This is a genomic window from Streptomyces sp. NPDC025784, from assembly GCF_055558435.1.
In genome coordinates this window covers 166,185-188,373 of record NZ_JBVHMN010000002.1, presented here as the reverse complement: position 1 = coordinate 188,373, position 22,189 = coordinate 166,185, and the positions used below count along the sequence as shown (strand labels likewise).

The window sequence follows — 22,189 nt, the reverse complement described above, 5'->3', positions numbered from 1 at the left end:
CTTGCCTAACAGAGGGTGAGTATTTCTCATCCCGCAACTCCATTGCGTGACCGCCCGGTCCCTGCCAACGTGGTCTCCAGGGGCGCGTACGACGTCGTCCCCGAGGGGCGTGCGGTACGGGGACGGGGGTCCGCGATGGGGGACGTGGCGAGCACCGGCGCGGGCGGGGTGGAGGCCGAGGGCGCCGAGGCCACCGGAGCCGATGGCACCCGTGCGACGGAGGCCGGAGCGGCCCGCTCGAAGGTCAGCGGCGCCGGAGTCACGGAACTGGAGGGCATCCGCGCGGAAGCCGGGCACGAAGGCGCCGGCGGAGCCGGCGCCGCGGTCCGGGGGCGTCCGGCGCGCCTGGAGGTCGTGGAGCTGCTGGTACCCGGCCTGGGACCCGTCGACCGGGAGCGGCTGATCCGGCCCCCGGCGACCGTCGGGCGGGTCAGCGGCGACGAGAAGGCCGGCCTGTACCGGACCGTGGTCGACCTGAACAAGGCACCCCACAAGGTCGTGCGCGAGGTCTACGACTGGACGCGGCTCACCATCGGTGGCGCGTCCCGCGCGCTGTGGCTGTTCCTGATGCCCTTCCTGCTCATCAACCTCGTGGCCTGGATGCAGCCGCGCTGGCCCTGCGGCAAGGACAAGCGCCGGCGCAAACTGGCGGGCGGGGTCTACGAGTTCGGCGCCCGGCTGCTGGCGCTCTCGCTCACGGTGCTGGTGGTGGGCACCGTCGGCCAGCTGGCGATGGACCAGTTCGCCTGGCAGTGCAGCCCGCAGGCCGGACAGGACGTGTGCGCCGACGACAATCCGGCCGTCCGCATCCTCCGGTCCTGGGACAGCGCGGGACCTCAGTGGGGATTCGTGGTGGCCGCGCTGGCCCCCGCCCTCGTCGTGTTCGTGCTGCTGCTCGCGGCCCGCGACACCAAGCAGGAGTATCTGCCGGTACTGGAGACCGTCTCGGAGGAGGAGGCCGAGCTGGCCCGGCTGCAACGGGCCGGGAAGGGGGAGGACGGCCACCCGCTGGAGCTGCCCGGATTCTGGGAGCACAACCGCCGCGACCCCGGCATGGCCGCCCAGCACGTGTGGGCCGGACTCCTCACCACCGCGGGGCTGCTCACCTGGACCCCGCTGCACCAGGACCTCCACGGGAACGGTCCCGAGGGCCTCGGCCGTGCCCTGTTCGCGGTCATCCTGTTCATGACCCTGATCCTGCTGATCTCCGTCCCCTGGGTGCACCGCAAGACCTGCCTGCCGCTGCCTCCGGCCTCGCTCCGGTCACGACTCATGGAGCGGATCCCGCTCGTCCGGGGGAAGATCGGCGAACGCCGCGGCGGTGGACGGTACTTCCCGCTGTGGCCCACGCACTATCCGATCGTCGCGGGCATCGTCTGCGCCTGCGTCAACGTGGCCGCGGTGCTCTACTGCCTGGTCCCCGACCGGCGTTGGACCGTGGACCGGGTACTGCCCGGCATGCAGGTGCAGTCGACCGTGCTGCTGCTCGTCCAGGCGTTCGGCGTCTGCCTGCTGACCCTCGCCTCCCTCGTGCTGCCCGTGGCCGGGACACGGCGCGGCATGGCCCTGCTCGGCTTCGCGGGCCCGGCCATGGCGGTCCTGGCCTGCTTCGTGGCCTGGCTCTACACGACGGCCTCCTCCCAGTGGACGGGCTCCTGGCTCGCACGGCCCGGCAGGCGTACCGACGTACCTCAGCCGGTGGACGTCATGGGCATGGTGCTCGCCCCCGTGCTGGTGCTCAGCGCGGTGTGCGGCGTGGTCGTGTTCGCCCTCGTCTGGTTCGTCCACGTCGCGGGGCCCGCCGCTCCGGGGCCCGAGGGCCGGCCGGGGCCGGGCCTGGTGAAGCGGTTCGTCCACGCGTACCGGGCGGACTCCCGGGAGGAGCGCGACGACCGGCGGCACCTGCACGAGCTCAGGGCCGCCCGGCGCAAGCACACCTATCTGCTGCGCGAGGCGGACTGGATGATGGGTACCGCCGCGGTCCTCGTCGTGGTCGTCACCGGAATGTTCTACTTCCCGCTGGGGATCCGGCCGGGGCTGCGGGACGCGCGTGACCTCGTGGCCGGGGCGCTGGGCTCGCTGAGCATCCCCCTGCTCGCCGGGCTCGCCGCGTTGATGCTGCTGGCGTTCCGGACGCTGGCCATCCGCTCCGACATGCGCCAGAACGCCGGTCTCGCCTGGGCGTTCGGGGCGTTCTGGCCGCGCGCCGCGCACCCCTTCGCGCCACCGTCCTGGACGGTCAGGGCCGTCCCCGAACTCGTCCACCGGCTGCACGTGCTGCTGAAGGACGAGCGCGGTCGGGTCCTCGTCCGGGCCAACTCCATGGGCACCGTCCTGGTGATGGCGGCGGTGTGGCAGCTGGACGCGGCGTTGCGCGCGCGGATCGCGCTGATCACCACGGGCTGTCCCGTCGGCATGTTCTTCTCGCGCAACTACCCCGCCTTCGTCTGCGTCGAGTCGATCGACGCGCTCGGTCCGCGCGATGAGCGGCCCGGGCTGGCCGGCTGGATCAACGTCTGGCGCGACACCGACCCGCTGGGCGGACCCGTCGGCATCGGGGACGTGGACGTCCGCTGGGCCGACGACGCGGAGGGCGCGGACGGGGGCCCCGGGGCGTACCGGCGGACGCGGGAGGCGCCGGTGTTCCCGCCGATCGAGGGCCATCGCGGCTACACCGGCGACAGCCGACTGATGCCCCTCCGCAACCGGCTTCTGGCCGAACTGGTCGCCTCCCACCCACCCGGGCCGCCTCCGAGACCGACCGCGGGAGCGGAGCCGACGGTGCCGCCCGAGCGGGCCGGTTCGCCCGAGCCGCCGCGCACGCCCGAACTGCCGGGGGCGCCCGAGGCGATGGAGCTGCCTGGGTCGGCGAGGGAGGGTGAGGCGGCCAGTTCGCCTGAGGTGACCAGTTCGCCTGAGGTGGCCAGTTCGCCTGAGGCCACCCGCTCGCCTGAGGTGACCAGTTCGCCTGAGGTGACCAGCTCGCCCGAGGCCATCCGCTCGCCTGAGGCCATCCGCTCGCCTGAGGCGGCCGACCCGGCCGATTCGTTCGGAACATCCGGTGCGACCGGCCCGGCCGGATCAGCGGGCCCGGCCGGATCAGTCGGACCGGACGCCCCCGCCTCCGCCCCTGTGGCCCCTGACGTCCCCCCGGTCGTCCCCGGACCTGGACGCGGAGAAGCCGCCCCGGCCCCGGGACGAGGCACGTGACGGCTTCAGTGACCGGTTGACGCCCCCGCGGCGCAACCGGGAGCGCCAGCCGGCGCCGGCGCCGGCGTCGGTACCGGTACCGAGGTCGGTACCGGACGGCAGCGCACCCAAGTGCGCCGCCGCGACGGCGATGCCCGCGTACTACGCCTCGACCTCCGACCGGTCCCCGCCCCACAGCGTGTGGAACGAACCCTCCCGGTCGGTCCGACGGTAGGTGTGCGCCCCGAAGAAGTCCCGCTGCCCCTGCGTGAGGGCGGCGGGCAGCCGGTCGGCGCGCAGCGCGTCGTAATAGGCGAGGGCGGCGGAGAAGCCCGGCGCCGGCACGCCCTGGCGGGTGGCCGCGACGAGCACCTCGCGCCAGTCGTCCTGGGCCGCGGCGATCTCCTGGGCGAAGGTCTCGTCCGACAGCAGGCTGGGCAGGTCGGGCCGGGCGTCGTAGGCGGCCCGGATCCGGTCGAGGAAGGCCGCCCGGATGATGCAGCCGCCGCGCCAGATGGACGAGACGGCGCCCAGGTCGATGTTCCAGTCGTACTCGTCGCTGCCCGCCTGGATCTCGTGGAAGCCCTGCGTGTAGGAGACGATCTTCGACGCGTACAGCGCCTGCTCCACCCGGTCCGCGAAGGCCGCGGCCTGCGCCTCGTCGAGCTGCTCGGCCTTCGGGCCGGCGAGCCCGCGCGACGCGGCACGCAGGTCGGCGTGCCCGGACAGGGAGCGCGCGAAGACGGCCTCCGCGATGCCGGACACCGGCACGCCGAGGTCCAGGGCGATCTGCACGGTCCAACGGCCCGTGCCCTTCTGCTCCGCCCGGTCCTGGACGACGTCGACGAACGGCTTGCCCGTTGCCGCGTCCACGTGCGACAGCACCTCGGCGGTGATCTCGATCAGGTAGGAGTCGAGCCGGCCGGTGTTCCAGGTGCGGAAGATGTCGGCGATCTGCGCGGGGGAGTACCCGGCGACGTCGCGCAGCAGCTGGTACGCCTCGCCGATCAGCTGCATGTCCGCGTACTCGATGCCGTTGTGGACCATCTTCACGAAGTGCCCGGCGCCGTCGGGGCCGACGTGCGTCACACAGGGCGCCCCGTCCTTCGCCTTCGCGGAGATCTTCTCCAGCATCGGTCCGAGCGACGCGTACGACTCCTTCGAGCCGCCCGGCATGATGCTCGGTCCGTGCAGCGCGCCCTCCTCGCCGCCGGAGACGCCCGTGCCCACGAAATGGATGCCCTGCTCGCGCAGGGCGCGCTCACGGCGCCGGGTGTCGGCGAAGTGCGCGTTGCCACCGTCGATGATCATGTCGCCGGGCTCCAGGAGCGGGGCGAACTCCTCGATCACCGCGTCGGTCGGATCGCCCGCCTTCACCATGATCACCAGGCGTCGCGGCCGTTCCAGCGCGGCCACGAAGTCCTTCGCGGTCTCGGCCGCCACGAACTCGCCCTCGTGGCCGAACTCCTCGACCAGCGCGTTCGTCCGCGCCACGGTGCGGTTGTGCACGGCGACCGTGTAGCCGTTGCGCGCGAAGTTGCGGGCGAGATTGCGCCCCATGACCGCGAGACCCGTGACGCCGATCTGGGCTGAAGTGCTCATACGGTTGGCTCCTAAGGATCCTGGAATCGGTGTTGCCAGTCGTGCTCGTCAGTGCTGCCGGTCCTGCTCGGCCAGTATTGCCCCCTGCCATCCTGACGCGTGGTGGGTGGGTACGCACGGGAACGCCGGGCCGCGCCGTGCGCCGCCCGCGGAGCGCGCACGGCGTGGCCGCAGGACCGGACGCCGTGGCCCGGGCACGGCCGGCCCGTCGACGGCCTCCGGACCGCCCGCTGCCTCGGGAATCGGCGGATCGACGGCCGTCGAACGTTTTGCGCCGCGCCGCCGAGCGGACGTCCGTGCCGTCGAACAGGCCCCGCGCCGGCGTTTCGCACCGGCAGACCGGCCCGCCGCGGCGCCCCGGGAGAGCGGCGTCGCACGGGCCGACTCGCCTCTCTACTGCGTCGGGTCGGTGGCCCACTGCACGAAGTACGGCCCGGACGGGCTCCGCCCGCGCCCGCGCCCGATGCCGGGACGACGCGCCCGCCCCCTGCGTTTCACCGCTCGACCGCCGTTTCGGAGCGACCGGTTGCCGTCTTGTCCTGGCCTGTTCCGCACGCTTAGTTTTGCCGCTCCTGACGCATGTCGAGGGGGCTCGCTCATGGCCGAACGCGGTCGGCACCGCCGGTATCAGCCCAACAGGATCAACCGGGCGTCGCTGACCGTCACGGCGGGTGGCGCGGGCATCGCACTCCCGCTCGTCGGGGCCGGCTCCGCCCACGCGGCCGACGTCGGCACCTGGAACAAGGTCGCCGCGTGCGAGTCCAGCGGCAACTGGAGCATCAACACGGGCAACGGCTACTACGGCGGTCTCCAGTTCACCCAGTCGACCTGGGAGGCCTACGGCGGCACGGCCTACGCGCACCGTGCCGACCAGGCCACCAAGGACCAGCAGATCGCCGTCGCCGAGAAGGTGCTCGGAGGTCAGGGGCCCGGCGCCTGGCCGGTGTGCTCGGTCCGCGCCGGGCTGACCAGGGGCGGCGGCAATCCCGACATCCACCCCGCCGGTACGGCGCAGCGCTCCGTACGGGACGTGAAACCGCAGACGACGCCGCAGTCGCAGGCGGGCACCGCCGAGATGTACACCGTCGTCCAGGGAGACACGCTGTCCGGCATCGCCGACGCGCGGCACGTCCGGGGCGGCTGGCAGGGCCTGTACGCCGCGAACCGCGGGACGGTGGGTGCCGACCCGGACCTGATCCTGCCCGGCCAGCGCCTCGACCTGCACGGCACGCAGCGCACACCCGTCCGCAAGGAGCGGTCGCCCGCCCCGGCGCACCGGTCCACGACCGACAGGACCAAGGCGCAGAAGACCGAGGAGGAGCGCACCGAGCAGGAGAAGGCCGAGCAGGAGAAGGCCAGGAGGGCCCCGTCCGTCGTCGCCCCCGTGAACGCGGCGACCGGGACGCCCTACCGCGCCGCCGGGTCGTCGTGGTCGAAGGGCTACCACACGGGCGTGGACTTCCCCGTGCCCACCGGCACGTCCGTGAAGTCGGTCGCGGCGGGCCACGTCGTCAGCTCGGGCTGGGGCGGCTCCTACGGCTACCAGGTGGTGATACGGCACGCCGACGGCCGATACACGCAGTACGGCCACCTGTCGGCGATCTCCGTGAAGGCGGGGCAGAACGTCGTCGGCGGCCAGCGGATCGGCCGCTCCGGGTCCACGGGCAACAGCACGGGCCCGCATCTGCACTTCGAAGTGCGGACGGGGCCCGGCTTCGGGTCCGACATCGACCCGGTTGCCTACCTGAGGGCGGGCGGGGTCAGGATTTGACCCTTGTGCGGTGGTGGTTCACGAACGGGATCGGCAGGTAGGGCCCGCCGTACATGGCCGTGTAGCGGGGCAGTTCGTCGACCGCGGTGTCCTGCGACGCGCCCTGCGCCGCCGCGGTCGCCGGCGTCCGCCGCGGGGCCGGCAGGAGGACGTCCTCGACCACGGACGGCTCCGGAAGCCCCGCCAGGAGCTCCTCGACGTCCGCCTCGCCCGCCGTGAGGGCGGCGAGAGTCGAGTCCGCCTCCGCGGCCGCGACGACCGCCAGGTCGGCGTCCAGCCCTAGAGGCACCTGGTCCGGCAGGGCCAGGTCGGCCGGGAGCACCGCTTCGGGGACGACGGGAACCGCGAGGGGTTCGCCGCCCAGACCCCGCGGGGCCGCTTCCTGCGTGAGCTGCGCCGGGACGGGCGCGTTCTCCGGACGGCTGCCGCCGATCCGCTCGGTGGTGAGGAGGATCAGCCCGCCCGCGGCGACGACGCCGCAGCCCAGTGCGAGCGCGGTGCCGGTCGTGCCGTAGCGGAAGGTTTCGCCGAACATCGTGATGCCGACGGCCGCCGCCACCACGGGGTTCACCACCGTCAGGGTCGACAGCGGCGCCGCCAGACCGCCGCCGCGGTAGGACGCCTGCGACAGCAGCATGCCTGCCGTCGCGAAGACGCCGATCACGGCGAGGCTGGACAGGTCGGAGAGCGAGACCTGCTGCGACCAGTCCACGGCGACCGTCTTGGTGAACACCGAGGACATGCTGAACGCGACGCCCGCCGCCACGGCGAGCAGCACACTGCGCACCGCGGGGTGCCGGTGCGCGGCCCGCCCCGCCACCATCAGCGCGGCGACCGCGCCGGCGGAGACCAGGGCCAGCGCCACACGCTCGGCGCCGCCCAGGGACTGCGCGTCGGAGGAGCCGACGAGAGACAGCAGGCCCGCGAGACCCACCGTGGCCATGATGGCGCCGCGCCATGCGGTCGCCCCGGCCCTGCGGCCCACGAAGAGGGCCGCCATCGGCAGCGCGAAGACGATGGTCAGCGCGCCCAGCGGCTGTACGAGGCTCAGCGGTCCGTAGGCGAGTGCTGCCACGTGCAGCAGCCCGCCGAGGCCGTTGAGTGCCACCGCGGCCCACCAGCTCGGCCTGTGCAGTGGTGCGTAGGTCTGACCCGGAGAGGTCAGGGCGACCTGCTCCTGCACGATCGCACCGCCTGCGTACGCGACGGCGGAAACGAACGAGAGCAGCACGGACAAAGCGAGGGCGCTCATGGGTCCCTCCTCTGCGTACGGCGTGGGCGCTCGGCCCGGCGCGACGAACGGTCGGCTTGCATGGGAACAACGATGCCCCGTGATTTAGTTCTCGTCGTCGTCCCTGAGCAGTCATTGGGTCCTACTGCCGATGGAGTACGAATCGCCCTCGCTCCTCCCCAAGGTGGGCGACATGAGGCCCCGACCCGCTGGTGGTCACCCCTAGGGGGCTTGGTACTACTGCTCTTCGTGGACCTCGACCCCCGGCTCACGGCGCTCGGCGCGCTCGGCGGCTTCTCCGTACTACGCACCGGCGTACCGCCGCGCGGCCCGCTGCCCACCCTCCGGGAGGCCTACGCGGCGACTCCAGAAGATGCCCGGGAAGATGTTTACGAGGATCCGGTAACTTTCCGCGTCCGCAAGGTCACGCAGAGTCTCCGGGCGCCCGAGGTGCGCGTCGCGGTCTCCGTGGCCCAGCAGGCCCTGGCCGCCCGGCTGTGGTCCGTCGCGCTCGGTGCGGCGGCCCTGTACGGACAGGTACCCGATCTCGACCCGGAGCTGCTCCACTGGGACCCGGACGGCAGCGCCCCGGAGGACCTGTGGCTGGCCGAGGTGCGGCCCCTGCCCGACACCGCTGTCGGCCGTCTCGTCCTGGACGCCCACCTCGCCCCGCTGGCAGCCGTCCTGCACTCCCGCTATCACGTCTCACCAGGCCTGTTGTGGGGCAACGCGGGATCGGCGCTGGCCGGCGCGGCACGCCAGCTCGACCGCTGGGCCCGGGCGCACGGGCGCAGTGACGTCGGGGAGCGGGCCCGGTCCCTCGCCGCCGGGCTCCTCGCGGATCCCCGTCTCGCCGCCACCCTCGCCCCGGGGACGCTCCGGCGTCGCAGCTGTTGCCTCTATTACCGGCTGCCCGGCGGCGGGCTGTGCGGCGACTGCTGCTTCGACCGCCCGCCCCGCAGCAAGCCCGCCGGTCCCTGAGCGAGCCCGTCGGTCGCCACAGCCCCGACCGGTGGTCTTCCCCAACCGCCCCGACTGGGTGACCATGAGGGTACCAGTCGCCAGATGGGGGGTTCTGTGTGCGCGTGGGACTGCTGACCCGGGAGTACCCGCCCGACGTGTACGGTGGCGCGGGCGTCCATGTCGAGTTCCTCGCACGGGAGTTGCGCAGCCTCACGGAACTCGACGTGCACTGCTGGGGCGAGGGAGGCGCGGGTGGGGTCGTCCGCCACCGGCCCTGGTCCTCGCTCGACGGCGCCAACGACGCCCTGCGTACCTTCTCCGTGGACCTGTCCATCGCCGCCGCGCTCGACGGCCGTGAACTCGTCCACTCGCACACCTGGTACGCCAACCTCGCGGGCCACCTCGGCAAGCTCCAGCACGGTATCCCGCACGTGGTGACCGCCCACTCGCTGGAACCCCTGCGTCCCTGGAAGGCCGAGCAGCTCGGCGGCGGATACGCCCTGTCCAGCTGGGCCGAGCGCACCGCCATCGAGGCCGCGGACGCCGTGATCGCCGTCTCCGGCGCGATGCGCGAGGACATCCTGACCTGCTATCCGGCCCTGGACCCGGCCAAGGTCCGCGTCGTGCACAACGGCATCGACACCGCGCTCTACCGGCCCGACCACGGCACGGACGTGCTGGACCGCATCGGCGTCGACGCCGGCCGCCCCTACGTCCTGTTCGTCGGACGCATCACCCGGCAGAAGGGTGTGCCCCAACTGATGCGCGCCGTACGGGACATCGCCCCTGCCGCGCAGGTGGTGCTGTGCGCGGGCGCCCCCGACACCCCGGAGATCGACCGCGAGTTCCGCGAGCTCTTCCGGGAGCTGAGCGCCGTGCGGGAGGGCGTGCACTGGATCCCGCAGATGCTGCCGCGCCCCGACGTCATCCAACTCCTCACGCACGCGGCCGTGTTCGTCTGCCCGTCGGTCTACGAACCGCTGGGCATCGTCAACCTGGAGGCGATGGCCTGCGGCACCGCGGTGGTCGCCTCACGGGTCGGCGGCATCCCCGAGGTCGTCGACGACGGGACGACCGGCGTTCTCGTTCCGGTCGACGACGAGTTCGAGGCGGGGCTGGCCCGCGCCCTGGACGCGCTGATCGCCGACCCGGACGACGCACGGCGCATGGGCGAGGCCGGACGGGTGCGCGCGGTGCGGGAGTTCGGCTGGGACGCGGTGGCCCGGCGGACCGTCCAGTTGTACGAGGAAGTCCTCAAAGCGGGGTAACCATCGGACAGGCACAGTTCAGCGAGAGGGCCGGTCCGGGACCGGGCGCGGCCCGACCGGGCGTAGAGGGGCGGCGGTTATGCGACGCGGTGGGCCTTCGGTGCTGGGAATCGTACTGGCGGGTGGAGAGGGCAAGAGGCTCATGCCCCTCACCGCGGACCGCGCGAAACCCGCGGTCACCTTCGGCGGCACGTACCGCCTCGTCGACTTCGTGCTCTCCAATCTCGTCAACGCCGACATCCTGCGCGTCTGCGTGCTGACGCAGTACAAGTCGCACTCGCTGGACCGGCACGTGACGACGACCTGGCGGATGTCCAGCCTGCTCGGCAACTACGTCACGCCCGTCCCGGCGCAGCAACGACTGGGCCCGCGCTGGTACTTGGGCAGCGCCGACGCGATCCTGCAGTCCCTCAACCTCGTGTACGACGAACAGCCCGACTACATAGCGGTGTTCGGAGCCGACCACGTCTACCGCATGGACCCGCGCCAGATGCTCGCCCAGCACATCGAGGGCGGCGCGGGCGTGACGGTGGCCGGGATACGGGTGCCGCGCGCGGAGTCCTCGTCCTTCGGGGTGATCAGTCCGGGCTCCGACGGGCAGACCGTGCAGGGCTTCCTGGAGAAGCCCGCCGACCCGCCCGGACTGCCGGACGACCCGGGGTGCGTGTTCGCCTCCATGGGCAACTACATCTTCACCACCAAGGCCCTCATCGAGGCGCTCCAGCGGGACGCCGAGGACGAGCACTCGGTGCACGACATGGGCGGCTCGATCCTGCCGATGCTCACCGAGCGGGGCGAGGCGCAGCTGTACGACTTCAGCGACAACCACGTCCCGGGCGAGACCAGCCGGGACCAGGGCTACTGGCGCGACGTCGGCACCCTCGACGCGTACTACGAGGCCCACATGGACCTGATCGCCGAGCGGCCGGCGTTCAACCTGTACAACCGCAGCTGGCCCGTCTACACCCACTCCGGGCAGCTGTCGCCCGCGAGATTCAACGCCGGTGGCATCGCGGGGGAGTCCATCATCAGCGCGGGCTGCCTGATCCGTGGGCAGGTCACCCGGTCCGTGCTCTCCCCGGGCGTCGTCGTGGACCCGGGAGCGGTGGTGCAGGGGTCGGTGCTCCACGACAACGTGCACATCGGCCGGGGCGCCGTGGTGCGCGGCGCGATCCTCGACAAGAACGTCGAGGTGCCGCCGGGGGCGACGATCGGCGTCAACCCGGAACGGGACGCGGACCTCTACACGGTCTCCAAGGGCGGGGTGATCGCGCTGGGCAAGGGCCAGCGCGTGTCGTAGACCCGCCGGTCCCACGGCCCCCGGTGCGCCTCACCGGCACCGGGGCCGTCGCCGTGTCCGCTCGCCGCCGCGATCCCGGCGTGCCGCCCGGGCTTCCGTCGTGTCCGGCCGCCGCCACCGCGGAGTGCGGCGCCGTCCCGCCCTTGTCAGGTCCCTGGACAGGAAGCGGAACCCCGTGTTGTCATGCCAACTGCTCCCGTTTACAACGTTGTTCCACACGTGCAAGTGCCCACACACCCGTCCTCGACGAGGAGGATTCGTGCGCACCACCAGACTCGGAAGACTCAGGGGCCGCCTCGCCGCGCTGCTCGCCGTGGCGCTGGGCCTGGGCGGACTGACCGCCGCGCCGGCGGCGGCCGACGACCCCGTGGAGATCCACGGGCTGAAGGGCGAGTACTACACCCAGTCCGCGCCCGGCGCCTTCGACTTCCACGAGCTCAAGGCCACCGGCTTCGACCCCCGGCTCGACTTCGCCGACCTCGAATCCCGGCTGCGCTTCACCACGGGCCAGGACAACGATGTCAGCGTCCGCTGGACCGGCAGGATCGTGCCCGAGAGGACGGGCCCCACCACCTTCTCCGTCATCGGTGACAACGGCTTCCGCCTCTGGATCGACGGCAGGCTCGTCATCGACCACTGGGTGGACGACTGGGACCGCGAACAGACCGCGCAGCCCATCGATCTGACGGCCGGTCACGCCTACGACATCAAACTGGAGTACTTCGAGCACTACGGCGGCTCCAACCTCCATCTGCGCTGGACCGAGCCGGGCGGCAGCAAGGTGGCCGTGCCGCAGTCGGCGTTCCGCCTGCCCGACGGCTACGCCTACGACGGCGCCCTCGCCGCGACGGTCCTCGCCGACGGGCGCACCCTCAAGCTCGACTTCGCACGCCCCCTCGACCGCCTGCCCAGCGGCCTGACCGACCACGTCGAGGCGGTCGTCGGCGGCGCCGCATGGCCGCTCGGGAAGGCCCGGCCCGACCCCGCGGACCCCAGGTCCGTGCTCGTCGCGCTCGAGGAACCCGTCGTCGGCAACAAGACCGGCACCGCGCGTGGCACCGCCGACATCCGCTACGACGGCAACGGCGGACTCGCCGCCGGGGGGAAGGCGATCGGCGCCTTCTGGAGCAGCGGCCCCAACCGCTCCACTCACGAGCTGCGCACCCGGTGGGCCGACGAGGTCGGACCGGACAACGCCCTGCCCGAGTATCCGAGGCCCCAACTGACCCGCACCGCCTGGAGGAACCTCAACGGGCGCTGGCAGTTCGCGGCGGCCGAGGCCGGTGAACGGCCGCCGGTCGGCAGGACCCTGGGCGAGCACATCCTCGTCCCGTACCCCGTGGAGTCACAGCTCTCCGGCCTCGAACGCCACGAGGACCGCATGTGGTACCGCCGCACGTTCACCGTCCCGACGGACTGGCGGATCGGCTCAGGCAAGCGGCTGCGGCTCAACTTCGGCGCGGTCGACTGGCGGGCGAAGGTGTACGTCAACGGCGTCGAGGTGGCCGAACACCAGGGCGGCTACGACAAGTTCTCCGCCGACGTCACCGACGCGCTGAAGCCGGGCCGTACCCAGGAGCTGATCGTCGGGGTGTACGACCCGACCGACGCGTCCGACGGGGAGAACCCGCCCGTCGGCAAGCAGCGCCTGGATCCGAGCGGCATCTGGTATACCCCGTCGTCGGGGATCTGGCAGACGGTGTGGATGGAACCGGTCGCGGCCGACCACGTCGACTCGCTGAAGCTCACGCCGGACGTCCCGGACGGCAAGGTCACCGTGGAGCCCAGGGGAGTGCGCGACGGACTGCCGTTCACGGCGACCGCCTACGACGGGAAGCGGAAGGTCGCGACCGCGAGCGGGCGCACCGGGCAGCCGCTGGCCCTGGACATCGCGGAGCCGCACCTGTGGTCCCCGGACGACCCGTTCCTGTACGACCTGGTGGTCACCGTGGGAGCGGACCGGGTCGGCAGCTACTTCGGGATGCGGTCGATCGCCGTGCAGAAGGTCGACGGCACCCCGCGCACCCTCCTCAACGGCAAGCCCGTGTTCATGATGGCCACGCTCGACCAGGGTTTCTGGCCCGACGGTCTGCACACCGCGCCGACGGACGAGGCCCTCGCGTACGACCTGAGGATGCACAAGCGGCTCGGCTACAACGCGGTGCGCAAGCACATCAAGGTGGAGCCCGACCGCTGGTTCTACTGGGCGGACCGGCTGGGCCTGCTGGTCTGGCAGGACATGCCCGCGATGACCGCGGGGGTGGACCCGAGCGCCGCGTCGCGCGCCGAGTACGAACGCGAGATGAAACGGATGATCGAGGACCATGTCAGCAGCCCGTCGGTGGTCATGTGGGTGACGTTCAACGAGGGCTGGGGCCAGTACGACGAGACCCGGATCGCCGACCAGGCCAAGGCCTGGGACCCGACACGGCTCGTGAACGGGATGTCGGGCCTCAACCTCGGGGCGGACGGCGGCAGCGGCGACATCATGGACGAGCACGGCTATCCGAGTCCCGCGCTGCCACCCTCCCCGGACGGCGAACGCGCCCTCGTCAGCGGCGAGTACGGCGGTCTCGGCCTGGCGGTGCCCGGGCATGCCTGGGCCGTCCAGCAGTCGTACGTGGACGTGGACCCCGCGGCGTACACCGACGGCTATCTGGCCCGTCTCGACGAGGTGCGCGCGCTCGCCTGCCGGGGCGGCAACGGCGCGGTCTACACCCAGATCTCGGACGTGGAGGGCGAGCTCAACGGCCTCATGACCTATGACCGCCGGGTCGTGAAGCCGGACGTGGCCCGGGTGCGGGCCGCGCACGAGGCGCTCATCCGTGACGCGTCCCGGGCCGCGCCCGCGGGCTGCCCCGGAACCTGATCCGGCGCAGCCTCCCGGGCGGCCCGAGGCCGCCCGGGAACCCGGCCGCAACCGGGTGCCGGGCGGCCGCGCGGGCAGCCCGGCCCCGTTCCCCGGCCGACACCTGTCTCCCGGCAAGCCCCGTCGGGAAAAGGGGCCGGCCACCCCGACCATCAGGACAACGATGTCGACCCACCGGAGGTCTCCCGCATGAGATGGACCCGGCGCCTGCGTCTGTGCACGGCCGGGCTGGTGGCAGCGTCCGCGCTGTTCGCCCTGCCCACCGCACAGGCCGCCGAACCGAGCGACGGCCGCCTCACCGATCTGGTCAACCCGTTCATCGGCACCGAGAACGAGGGAAACACCTACCCCGGCGCCGCCGTGCCCTTCGGCATGGTGCAGTTCTCGCCGGACACCGGCCACAACACCGGCTACGACTACTCGCAGAACCACATCCGCGGCTTCTCCCTCGTCCATCTCTCCGGTGTCGGATGCGGCCTCGGCGGCGACCTGCCCGTGCTGCCGACCACGGGCGACGTCACACGGACGGACTACGCGCAGTACCAGGCGGAGTTCGGCCACGAGAGCGAGACGGCCGAACCCGGCTACTACCGCGTCGGCCTGAAGACGGGCATCGACGCCGAGCTGACCGCGACCGCGCGCACCGGCGTGCAGCGCTACACCTTCCCGGCCACGGACAAGGCCAACGTCCTGCTGAACACGGGCCAGTCGCTGCACAGGACGCTCTCCACCGAGGTCGAGATCCTCGACGACCGCACGGTGCGCACGGCGATCACCGGCAGCGGCTTCTGCCAGGACACCCGGCCCTACACCGTGTACACGATCACCCGCTTCGACCGGCCCTTCACGACCTCCGGCACCTGGAACGGCGACACGGTCACCGAGGGTTCCAGGAACACGAAGGGCACCGGACGTGCCGGCGCCTTCGTCCGCTTCGACACCACGAAGGACCGTACGGTCGAGGCGACCACAGCGCTGTCGTACGTGGACGCGCACGGCGCGGCGGTCAACCTCCGCTCCGAGGGCGGCCGTTCGTTCGACGCCGTCCGCGCGGGCGCCCGCCGCGCGTGGGAGGACCGGCTCGACGACGTGCGGGTCCGGGGTGGCGCCGACTCCCTGCGCCGGACCTTCTACTCGTCGCTCTACCGCTCCTTCCTGGCCCCCAACATCGGCAGCGACGCCGACGGCCGCTACACCGGCTGGGACCAGAAGATCCACCGTGCCCAGGGCTTCACCTACTACCAGAACTGGTCGCTCTGGGACACCTACCGCACCCAGTCGCAGCTGCTGTCCCTGCTCGCGCCGCGCGAGGCACGGGACATGGCGATCTCCGTCATCAAGATCGACGAGGAGAGCGGCTGGCTGCCCAAGTGGGGGTACGGCACGGTCGAGACGAACATCATGACCGGCGACCCCGTCACCCCGTTCCTCACCAACGCCTACCAGCAGGGCCTGCTCAAGGGGTACGAGGAGCGGGCCTACCGGGCCCTGAAGAAGAACGCCGACGGGGTGCCGCCCGCCGACTCGCCCGCCGTGGGACGCGAGGCGAACAAGGAGTACGTCGCGAACGGCTTCGTGCCCTACGTCAAGGACCGCCCCCACGCGAAGCCCGGCGACTCGGACTACGACCACGGCGCCTCCGCGACGCTCGAATACGCCCTGTCGGACGCGATGCTCGGGGCGATGGCACGCGACCTGGGTCACGACGCGGACGCCGCCCGCTATGCCGCGCGGGCGCAGAACTACCGCAGGATCCACGACGGTTCGACCGGCTTCTTCCGCGCACGGGACGCCTCGGGCACCTTCACCGGACCGGCGGACCCCGCCCTGAGCGAGGGCTTCCACGAGGGCACGTCCTGGCAGTACCAGTGGCTCGTGCCGCAGGACCTGCCGGGCATGGTCGGGCTGATCGGCGGCAACCAGGCGGCGAACGACCGGCTCGACTCGTTCTTCGCGTACGACCAGCTGCTGAAGGACCCGGCGGGGACCGCCCGGGAGGTGTGGGTCAACGGTCCGTACGACTACTACAACGCGGACAAGTACAACCCGCAGAACGAGCCCGACCTCATCGCCCCGTACACGTACCTGTCGACCGGTCAGCCGTGGAAGACGACCGACGTGGTGCATGCCGCCCTGACCCTGTTCACGGACGGGCCGACGGGCATGACCGGGAACGACGACCTGGGCACGATGTCCGCCTGGAACGTGCTCTCGTCCATCGGGATCTTCCCGGTCCAGCCGGGCTACGACACCTGGGGCCTGTCGACCCCCGTGTTCGAGCGGGTGGACCTGACCCTCGACCGGCGCTACTACCCGCGCGGCGCCCTGACCGTCACGGCGCCGGGCACCTCGGAGGGTGACCGGTACATCCGGTCGGCCAAGGTCGACGGGACACCCTATGACCGGACGTACCTGACCACCGACACCCTGCGGGACTCGCGCGCGCTCTCCTTCACGGTGGGGGCCGACCCGTCCGAGTGGGGGACGTCCGAAGGAGCCGCGCCCCCCGCACTGAACTGACGGCCGCCGCGCCGCCAGCACCGGCGGCGCACCACGAGCCCCACGCGGCTCGGCAGTCGCGCAAATGTCCCGCCCCTCACTCTTGGGGCGGGACTTAATCTGCTGTTAACTGTGCGTAGCTTGATCGTACTTGACCGTAATCGCCTGTCGGGGTTTGACTGCTTGTCTCCACCCCGTCGTCGACGCGAGAGCAAACCTTTGACTTCAGATCCGCTGGCACCACTCGACCTGGCGTTCTGGAACATCGAGTCCGCCGAGCACCCCATGCATCTGGGTGCCCTGGGCGTCTTCACCGCCCACTCGCCCACCGCGGGCGCGCACGCCGCGGACCTGCTCGCGGCCCGCGCCGCCGCGGTGCCCGGGCTGCGCATGCGCATCCGCGACGTGTGGCAGCCGCTGGCCCCGCTCGCCTTCGGCAGCGCGACCCGCGAAGCCGCCCCCGACTTCGAACCGCTCGACCACGTCCGGCTGCACGCACCGACGGACGACTTCCAGGCCGCCGCGGGCCGGCTCATGGAGCGTCCGCTGGAGCGCGGCCGGCCGCCGTGGGAGGCGCACGTCCTGCCCGGCGCGGAAGGCGTCTCCTTCGCCGTCCTCTTCAAGTTCCACCATGCGCTCGCCGACGGCCTCAGGGCGCTGATGCTCGCCGCCGCGATCATGGACCCGATGGACATGCCGGAGCCCCGCCCGCGCCCCGCGGAGGCCCCCCGGGGACTCCTCCCCGACGTCCGCAAGCTCCCCGGCCTGGTCCGCGGCACCCTCACCGACGTGGGCCGCGCCCTCGACATCGGCACCTCGGTCGCCCGCGCCACCCTGGACGTACGGTCCTCGCCGGCGCTCACCTCCGAGCCCACCGGGACCCGCCGCACCGCCGGCGTGGTCCTCGACCTCGACGACGTGCACCGCGTCCGCAAGACCGTCGGCGGCACCGTCAACGACGTCCTGATCGCCGTCGTCGCCGGCGCCCTGCGCTGCTGGCTGGACGAGCGCGGCGACGGCAGCGAGGGAGTCGCCCCGCGCGCCCTGATCCCCGTCTCCCGGCGCCGGCCGCGCACCGCGCACCCACAGGGCAACCGGCTCTCCGGTTACTTGATACGGCTTCCTGTCGACGACCCCGACCCGCTCGGACGGCTGCGCGCGGTGCGCACGGCCATGGACCGCAACAAGGACGCGGGGCCCAACCGGGGAGCGGGCGCGGTCGCGCTGCTGGCCGACCACGTGCCGCCGCTCGGGCACCGGCTCGGCGGGCCCGTCGTCGGACAGGCGGCCCGGCTGCTCTTCGACATCCTCGTCACGAGCGTGCCGCTGCCCAGCCTCGGCCTGAAGCTCGGCGGCTGCCCGCTCGCCGAGGTCTACCCCTTCGCCCCGCTCGCCCGCGGGCAGGCGCTGGCGGTGGCCGTCTCGACCTACCGTGGCCGAGTTCACTACGGACTCGTCGCCGACGCGAAAGCCGTGCCCGACCTGGGGCTGCTGGCGCGTGCGCTGTCCGAGGAGGTGGAGACCCTGATCACCGCCTGCCGTTCCTGATCACCACGGGTTTGGTGCCGCGCACGATTGCTCCGTAAAATTCCGCCTTCGAAAGCGAGCGCGGTTCGAACGCGGCGCACGGACCCGAGGAACGGCCAAGGCGATGACGGTGACAGAGGACGGCCAGGCGACCCCCGCCGTGGACACGGCAGAGGCGGCGGGGTTCTCGTACGGCCCCGGTATCGACCCGGAGCGGCTGGCCGTCTGCCTCAGCGTGCTCGACGAGCTCGACGAGCTGGAGGTCGACCACCCCGACGCCATCACCGTGCGCCGGGCCACCGCCGGCATCTACCGCACGGTGAAGCAGCGCCGCCGCCAGGAGCGACGGGCCGCCAAGACCGCCCACGACAAGGCGGTCACCGAGGCCACCGCGACCGGCTCCGCCCAGCGCATCGACGACGAGACCGAGGGCATCCTGCCGTCGTCGGTCACCGAGGCGGGCCAGGTCGCCGGGATACTCCAGCGCCCCCGGTCCTGCTACACCTGCAAGTCCCGCTACGTCGAGGTCGACTACTTCTACCACCAGCTCTGTCCCGACTGCGCCCGGACGAACCGCGCCAAGCGCGAGGCCCGCGCCGACCTCACGGGCAAGCGCGCCCTGCTCACCGGCGGCCGCGCCAAGATCGGCATGTACATCGCGCTGCGGCTGCTGCGCGACGGCGCCCACACCACGATCACCACCCGCTTCCCCAAGGACGCCATCCGCCGCTTCAAGGCCATGGACGACTCCGCGGACTGGATCCACCGGCTGGAGGTCGTCGGCATAGACCTGCGCGACCCGGCGCAGGCCGTCGCTCTCGCCGAGCAGGTCACCGAGGCGGGTCCGCTCGACATCCTGATCAACAACGCGACGCAGACCGTGCGCCGCCTGCCCTCCGCGTACGCGGCCCTGGTCGACGGCGAGAGTGCCCCGCTGCCCGCCGGGGAGCTCCCCGCCCACCACGTCATCGGTGCCTTCGGGTCCGGCGCCGTCGACGGCATCGCCGCACTGCCCCTCGGCAGCAGCGGGCTGGACGCGCAGAAGATCGCCGACCTCGCGCTCGTCGCGGGCAACGCCAGCGTCGCCCGGCACCTCGACGGCACCGCCATCGACGCCGGCGGCCTCGTCCCGGACGTCGTCGACACCAACACCTGGGTGCAGACCATCGACCAGATCTCGCCGGTCGAACTGCTGGAGACCCAGCTGTGCAACTACACGTCGCCGTTCATCCTGATCAGCGCTCTGCGCCCGGCGATGGCGGACGCCGCGAAGAAGGCCGCCAGCGGCCGTTCCTACGTCGTGAACGTCTCGGCGATGGAAGGCGTCTTCGGCCGCGGATACAAGGGTGCCGGGCACCCCAACACCAATGCCGCGAAGGCGGCCATGAACATGGTCACGCGGACCAGCGCCCAGGAGATGTTCCAGACCGACGGCATCCTCATGACCTCCGTCGACACGGGCTGGATCACCGACGAGCGTCCGCACTACGACAAGCTGCGCCTCGCCGAGGCCGGTTTCCACGCCCCGCTCGACCTCGTCGACGGTGCGGCCCGCGTCTACGACCCCATCGTCCGTGGCGAGCAGGGCGAGGACCTCGTCGGCGTCTTCATGAAGGACTACGAGCCGGGCAAGTGGTGAGCGCGGGCGGGGAGGCCCGGGACGCCGCTGCCTTCCGGGCTTCCGCCGTGTGACACGCCGTACGTCCCGGGAGCCGGACGGGGTACGTCCCCGGCTTCCCGGGCTCCGGCCCGCAGCGCCCGGCGCACGACGACGGGCGCCACGAGTCCCGTCACCGTGAACAGGGCGCCGACCACGTACCAGCCGGGCCGGCCCCAGGTGATGCACAGGGCGATGAGCAGGCCGGGCCCCAGTGCCTCGGCGAGCCCCGCCCCCAGACCGAACACGCCCAGGTACTGGCCGGTGGCGTGCTCCGGTGCGAGGGAGAAGGACACCTCGAAGCCTCCGGCGGCGTGCCACAGCTCACCGATCGTGTGCACCACGACGGCGGTCAGCAGCAGCGCCGCGGCCGCCCCGGCGGGCAGGCCCGCGGACAGGGAGATCAGGGAGCACGAGGCCAGGAAGGCCACGCCGGAGCGGCGGTAGGCGCGTCCCCCGGCGGTGGGGGAGTCGACGCTGCGGCTCGCCACCACCTGGAACACGATGACGAGGGCGGTGTTGACGAGCATGGTGCCCGACATCAGCCAGCGCGGGGCGGTGGTGGCCGCGACCAGCCACAGCGGGACGGCCACGGTCAGCACCTTGAACTGGATGGCCATGACGCCGTCCAACGCGGTGAGCAGCAGATAGGGGCGGTCGCGCAGCGCGAGCCGGCGAGGGCCGCCCGGCCCCGGCCGGGGCGCGACCGGCGGCAGGGGTACCAGGATCGCCGCGGCGGCGGCCAGTGAGACGGCGTTGCCGAGCACGAGCAGCTGGTACGCGGTGTGCGTGCCCACCTGCACGGCCCAGCCCGCGAGGAGCGCGCCCAGGGAGATGCCGATGTTGGTCACGGCGCGCAGATGGGCCCGGAAGTCCTGCGGGCGGCTTCCGCCGTAGTGCCGGATGAGGGGACTGCGTGCGGCGATCCCGGCGGCCTTCGCACCCGTGGCGGCGCCGACGGCGAGCACGAAGGACCAGAAGCCGTCCACCAGCACGAAGCCCGCCGTGGCCAGCGCCTGGACGGCCAGGGTGGCCGCGTAGACGCCGCGGGCGCCGCGCCGGTCCGCGAGATGGCCGACGGCGATGCCCAGGACGAGCGAGACGACCCCCGCGATGCCGAGGCCCAGCCCCACCTGGCCGGCCGGCAGCCGCACCGCCTCGGTGAAGTACAGGACTCCGGCGGTCAGATAGAGGCCGCTGCCGACGGTGTACACCAAGTTCGAGGCGGCGATGACGCGTTGGGGTCCGGCTTCGGGCAGCAGTGAGGGCATGGCGTGGCTCCGCGACCTGTTGGGGCGGTAAGGACCGGCCAAGCTTGTTGCATATTACTTGCAAGAGCAATAGAGCGGCGAGAAGGGGCCGTTCGGCAGGTGTCCCGTGTTCTCCGGCGTCCCACGCCGCGCGGGGCCGGTGGGCGTCGTTCGGTGTGCGCCCGCGGGTTCGGCCCCGGTGTGCCGGTGCCGTGTGCGCGGTCCCGGCTAGTCGGCGCCGGGCCCGGAGTCGGGGGTGCGGGTCCGCAGAAGGTCCTGGACGGCCCGGTCCGCCCCGCCCGGGGCGTACGCGGCCCGGACGCGGGTTCCGCCGTCGACCAGCAGGTCCGCGCCGGTGATCCACTCGGCCGCGTCCGAGGCCAGCCAGACCACCGCGCGGGCGATGTCCTCGGGCAGTCCCAGCCGGCCGAGCGGAAGTCCGGCCCCCAGTTCCTCCTCGCAGCCCTCCCACACGAAGCGGGCCATCTCGGTGCGGACGAGTCCGGGGGAGACGGAGTTGACCCGGACCTTCGGCGCCAGCTCGCCCGCGAGCTGGCGGGTCAGGTGCAGCAGAGCGGCCTTGCTGGTGCCGTACGCGCCCACCCGGGGGCCGACATGGCCGGCGCCCTCCGTGCAGACGTTGACGACCGCGCCGCCGTGCTCGCCCATCCAGGCCCGCCAGGCGTGCTGCACCAGGCGCAGCGGCGCCTCCACGTTGACGGTGAACGCCGCGCGCCAGCGGTCCGGGTCGGCGTCCATCAGGGGGCCGTAGGGCTGATTGGTCGCCGCGTTGTTCACCACGACGTCGATGCGCCCGAACTCCGCGAGCGTGCGGTCCGTCAGCTCCTGCAGGTGCCCGGGATCGGCGACCGAGCCCGCCAGTCCGATGCCGCCCACCCGCTTCGCGGCCCGGTGCACCGCGTCCGCGTCCCGTGCGGTGACGCACACCCGGGCCCCCGCCTCGGCGAGCGCCTCGGCGACGGCGAGGCCGATGCCGCGCGAGGCGCCCGTGACGATGGCGACCCGGCCCTCGAACCCGTACGGAGACGTCGGAGTCATCCGC

Annotated in this window: 13 protein-coding genes; 9 read left to right on the top strand and 4 right to left on the bottom strand. The window is 72.4% G+C overall.

Translation table 11 applies throughout. The annotated features are described in order from the left end of the window. Positions 1-69: 69 nt before the first annotated feature. Complete coding sequence (locus ACZ4IF_RS06905; RefSeq protein WP_467560257.1) at positions 70-3,210, top strand: hypothetical protein; 3,141 nt, start codon at positions 70-72, stop codon at positions 3,208-3,210. Positions 3,211-3,351: 141 nt separating this feature from the next. On the opposite strand, the gene gndA is transcribed toward ACZ4IF_RS06905, so the two are convergent. Beyond that, positions 3,352-4,791: an NADP-dependent phosphogluconate dehydrogenase gene (gene gndA / locus ACZ4IF_RS06900; protein WP_467560255.1), complete on the bottom strand. Its 1,440-nt coding sequence runs from the start codon at positions 4,789-4,791 to the stop codon at positions 3,352-3,354. A 598-nt stretch (positions 4,792-5,389) separates the two neighbouring features. On the opposite strand from gndA, the gene ACZ4IF_RS06895 reads away from it, so the two are divergent. Then, positions 5,390-6,562: a transglycosylase family protein gene (locus ACZ4IF_RS06895; RefSeq protein WP_467560253.1), complete on the top strand. Its 1,173-nt coding sequence runs from the start codon at positions 5,390-5,392 to the stop codon at positions 6,560-6,562. Here the strand turns inward: ACZ4IF_RS06895 and ACZ4IF_RS06890 are convergent. Further along, on the bottom strand, positions 6,552-7,814 hold the full coding sequence (locus ACZ4IF_RS06890) for a DMT family transporter (RefSeq protein WP_467560251.1): 1,263 nt from the start codon (positions 7,812-7,814) through the stop codon (positions 6,552-6,554). The genes ACZ4IF_RS06895 and ACZ4IF_RS06890 overlap by 11 nt on opposite strands. A 210-nt stretch (positions 7,815-8,024) precedes the next feature. On the opposite strand from ACZ4IF_RS06890, the gene ACZ4IF_RS06885 reads away from it, so the two are divergent. The 7 genes from ACZ4IF_RS06885 to ACZ4IF_RS06855 all read left to right on the top strand — a co-directional run bounded on the left by ACZ4IF_RS06885 (position 8,025) and on the right by ACZ4IF_RS06855 (position 19,858). After that, entirely contained in the window at positions 8,025-8,774 is a 750-nt protein-coding gene (locus ACZ4IF_RS06885; RefSeq protein ID WP_467560249.1) for a (2Fe-2S)-binding protein, read from the top strand. Positions 8,775-8,872: 98 nt separating this feature from the next. Continuing rightward, complete coding sequence (glgA, locus tag ACZ4IF_RS06880; protein WP_467560247.1) at positions 8,873-10,024, top strand: glycogen synthase; 1,152 nt, start codon at positions 8,873-8,875, stop codon at positions 10,022-10,024. A 79-nt stretch (positions 10,025-10,103) separates the two neighbouring features. Beyond that, positions 10,104-11,324 carry a glucose-1-phosphate adenylyltransferase gene (gene glgC, locus ACZ4IF_RS06875; RefSeq protein WP_028798803.1) on the top strand — a complete coding sequence of 407 codons (1,221 nt, stop codon included), beginning with the start codon at positions 10,104-10,106 and terminating at the stop codon, positions 11,322-11,324. A gap of 259 nt (positions 11,325-11,583) precedes the next feature. Then, positions 11,584-14,193 (top strand): PA14 domain-containing protein, encoded by a 2,610-nt coding sequence (locus tag ACZ4IF_RS06870; RefSeq protein WP_467560245.1) that lies wholly within the window; start codon positions 11,584-11,586, stop codon positions 14,191-14,193. Between the two features lie 189 nt (positions 14,194-14,382). Then, the gene (locus ACZ4IF_RS06865) at positions 14,383-16,713 is read left to right on the top strand and encodes a GH92 family glycosyl hydrolase (protein WP_467560243.1); all 2,331 of its coding nucleotides are present in this window, start codon (positions 14,383-14,385) and stop codon (positions 16,711-16,713) included. 198 nt (positions 16,714-16,911) lie between these two features. After that, a complete protein-coding gene (locus ACZ4IF_RS06860; RefSeq protein WP_467560241.1) occupies positions 16,912-18,240 on the top strand; it encodes a wax ester/triacylglycerol synthase family O-acyltransferase in 1,329 nt (442 codons plus the stop codon). 103 nt (positions 18,241-18,343) lie between these two features. Next, on the top strand, positions 18,344-19,858 hold the full coding sequence (locus ACZ4IF_RS06855; RefSeq protein ID WP_467560239.1) for an SDR family NAD(P)-dependent oxidoreductase: 1,515 nt from the start codon (positions 18,344-18,346) through the stop codon (positions 19,856-19,858). On the opposite strand, the gene ACZ4IF_RS06850 is transcribed toward ACZ4IF_RS06855, so the two are convergent. Both ACZ4IF_RS06850 and ACZ4IF_RS06845 read right to left on the bottom strand, forming a co-directional pair. Further along, a complete protein-coding gene (locus ACZ4IF_RS06850) occupies positions 19,837-21,147 on the bottom strand; it encodes an MFS transporter (RefSeq protein WP_467560237.1) in 1,311 nt (436 codons plus the stop codon). The genes ACZ4IF_RS06855 and ACZ4IF_RS06850 overlap by 22 nt on opposite strands. Before the next feature lie 207 nt (positions 21,148-21,354). Beyond that, positions 21,355-22,185 (bottom strand): SDR family oxidoreductase, encoded by an 831-nt coding sequence (locus ACZ4IF_RS06845; RefSeq protein WP_467560235.1) that lies wholly within the window; start codon positions 22,183-22,185, stop codon positions 21,355-21,357. Positions 22,186-22,189: the final 4 nt, after the last annotated feature.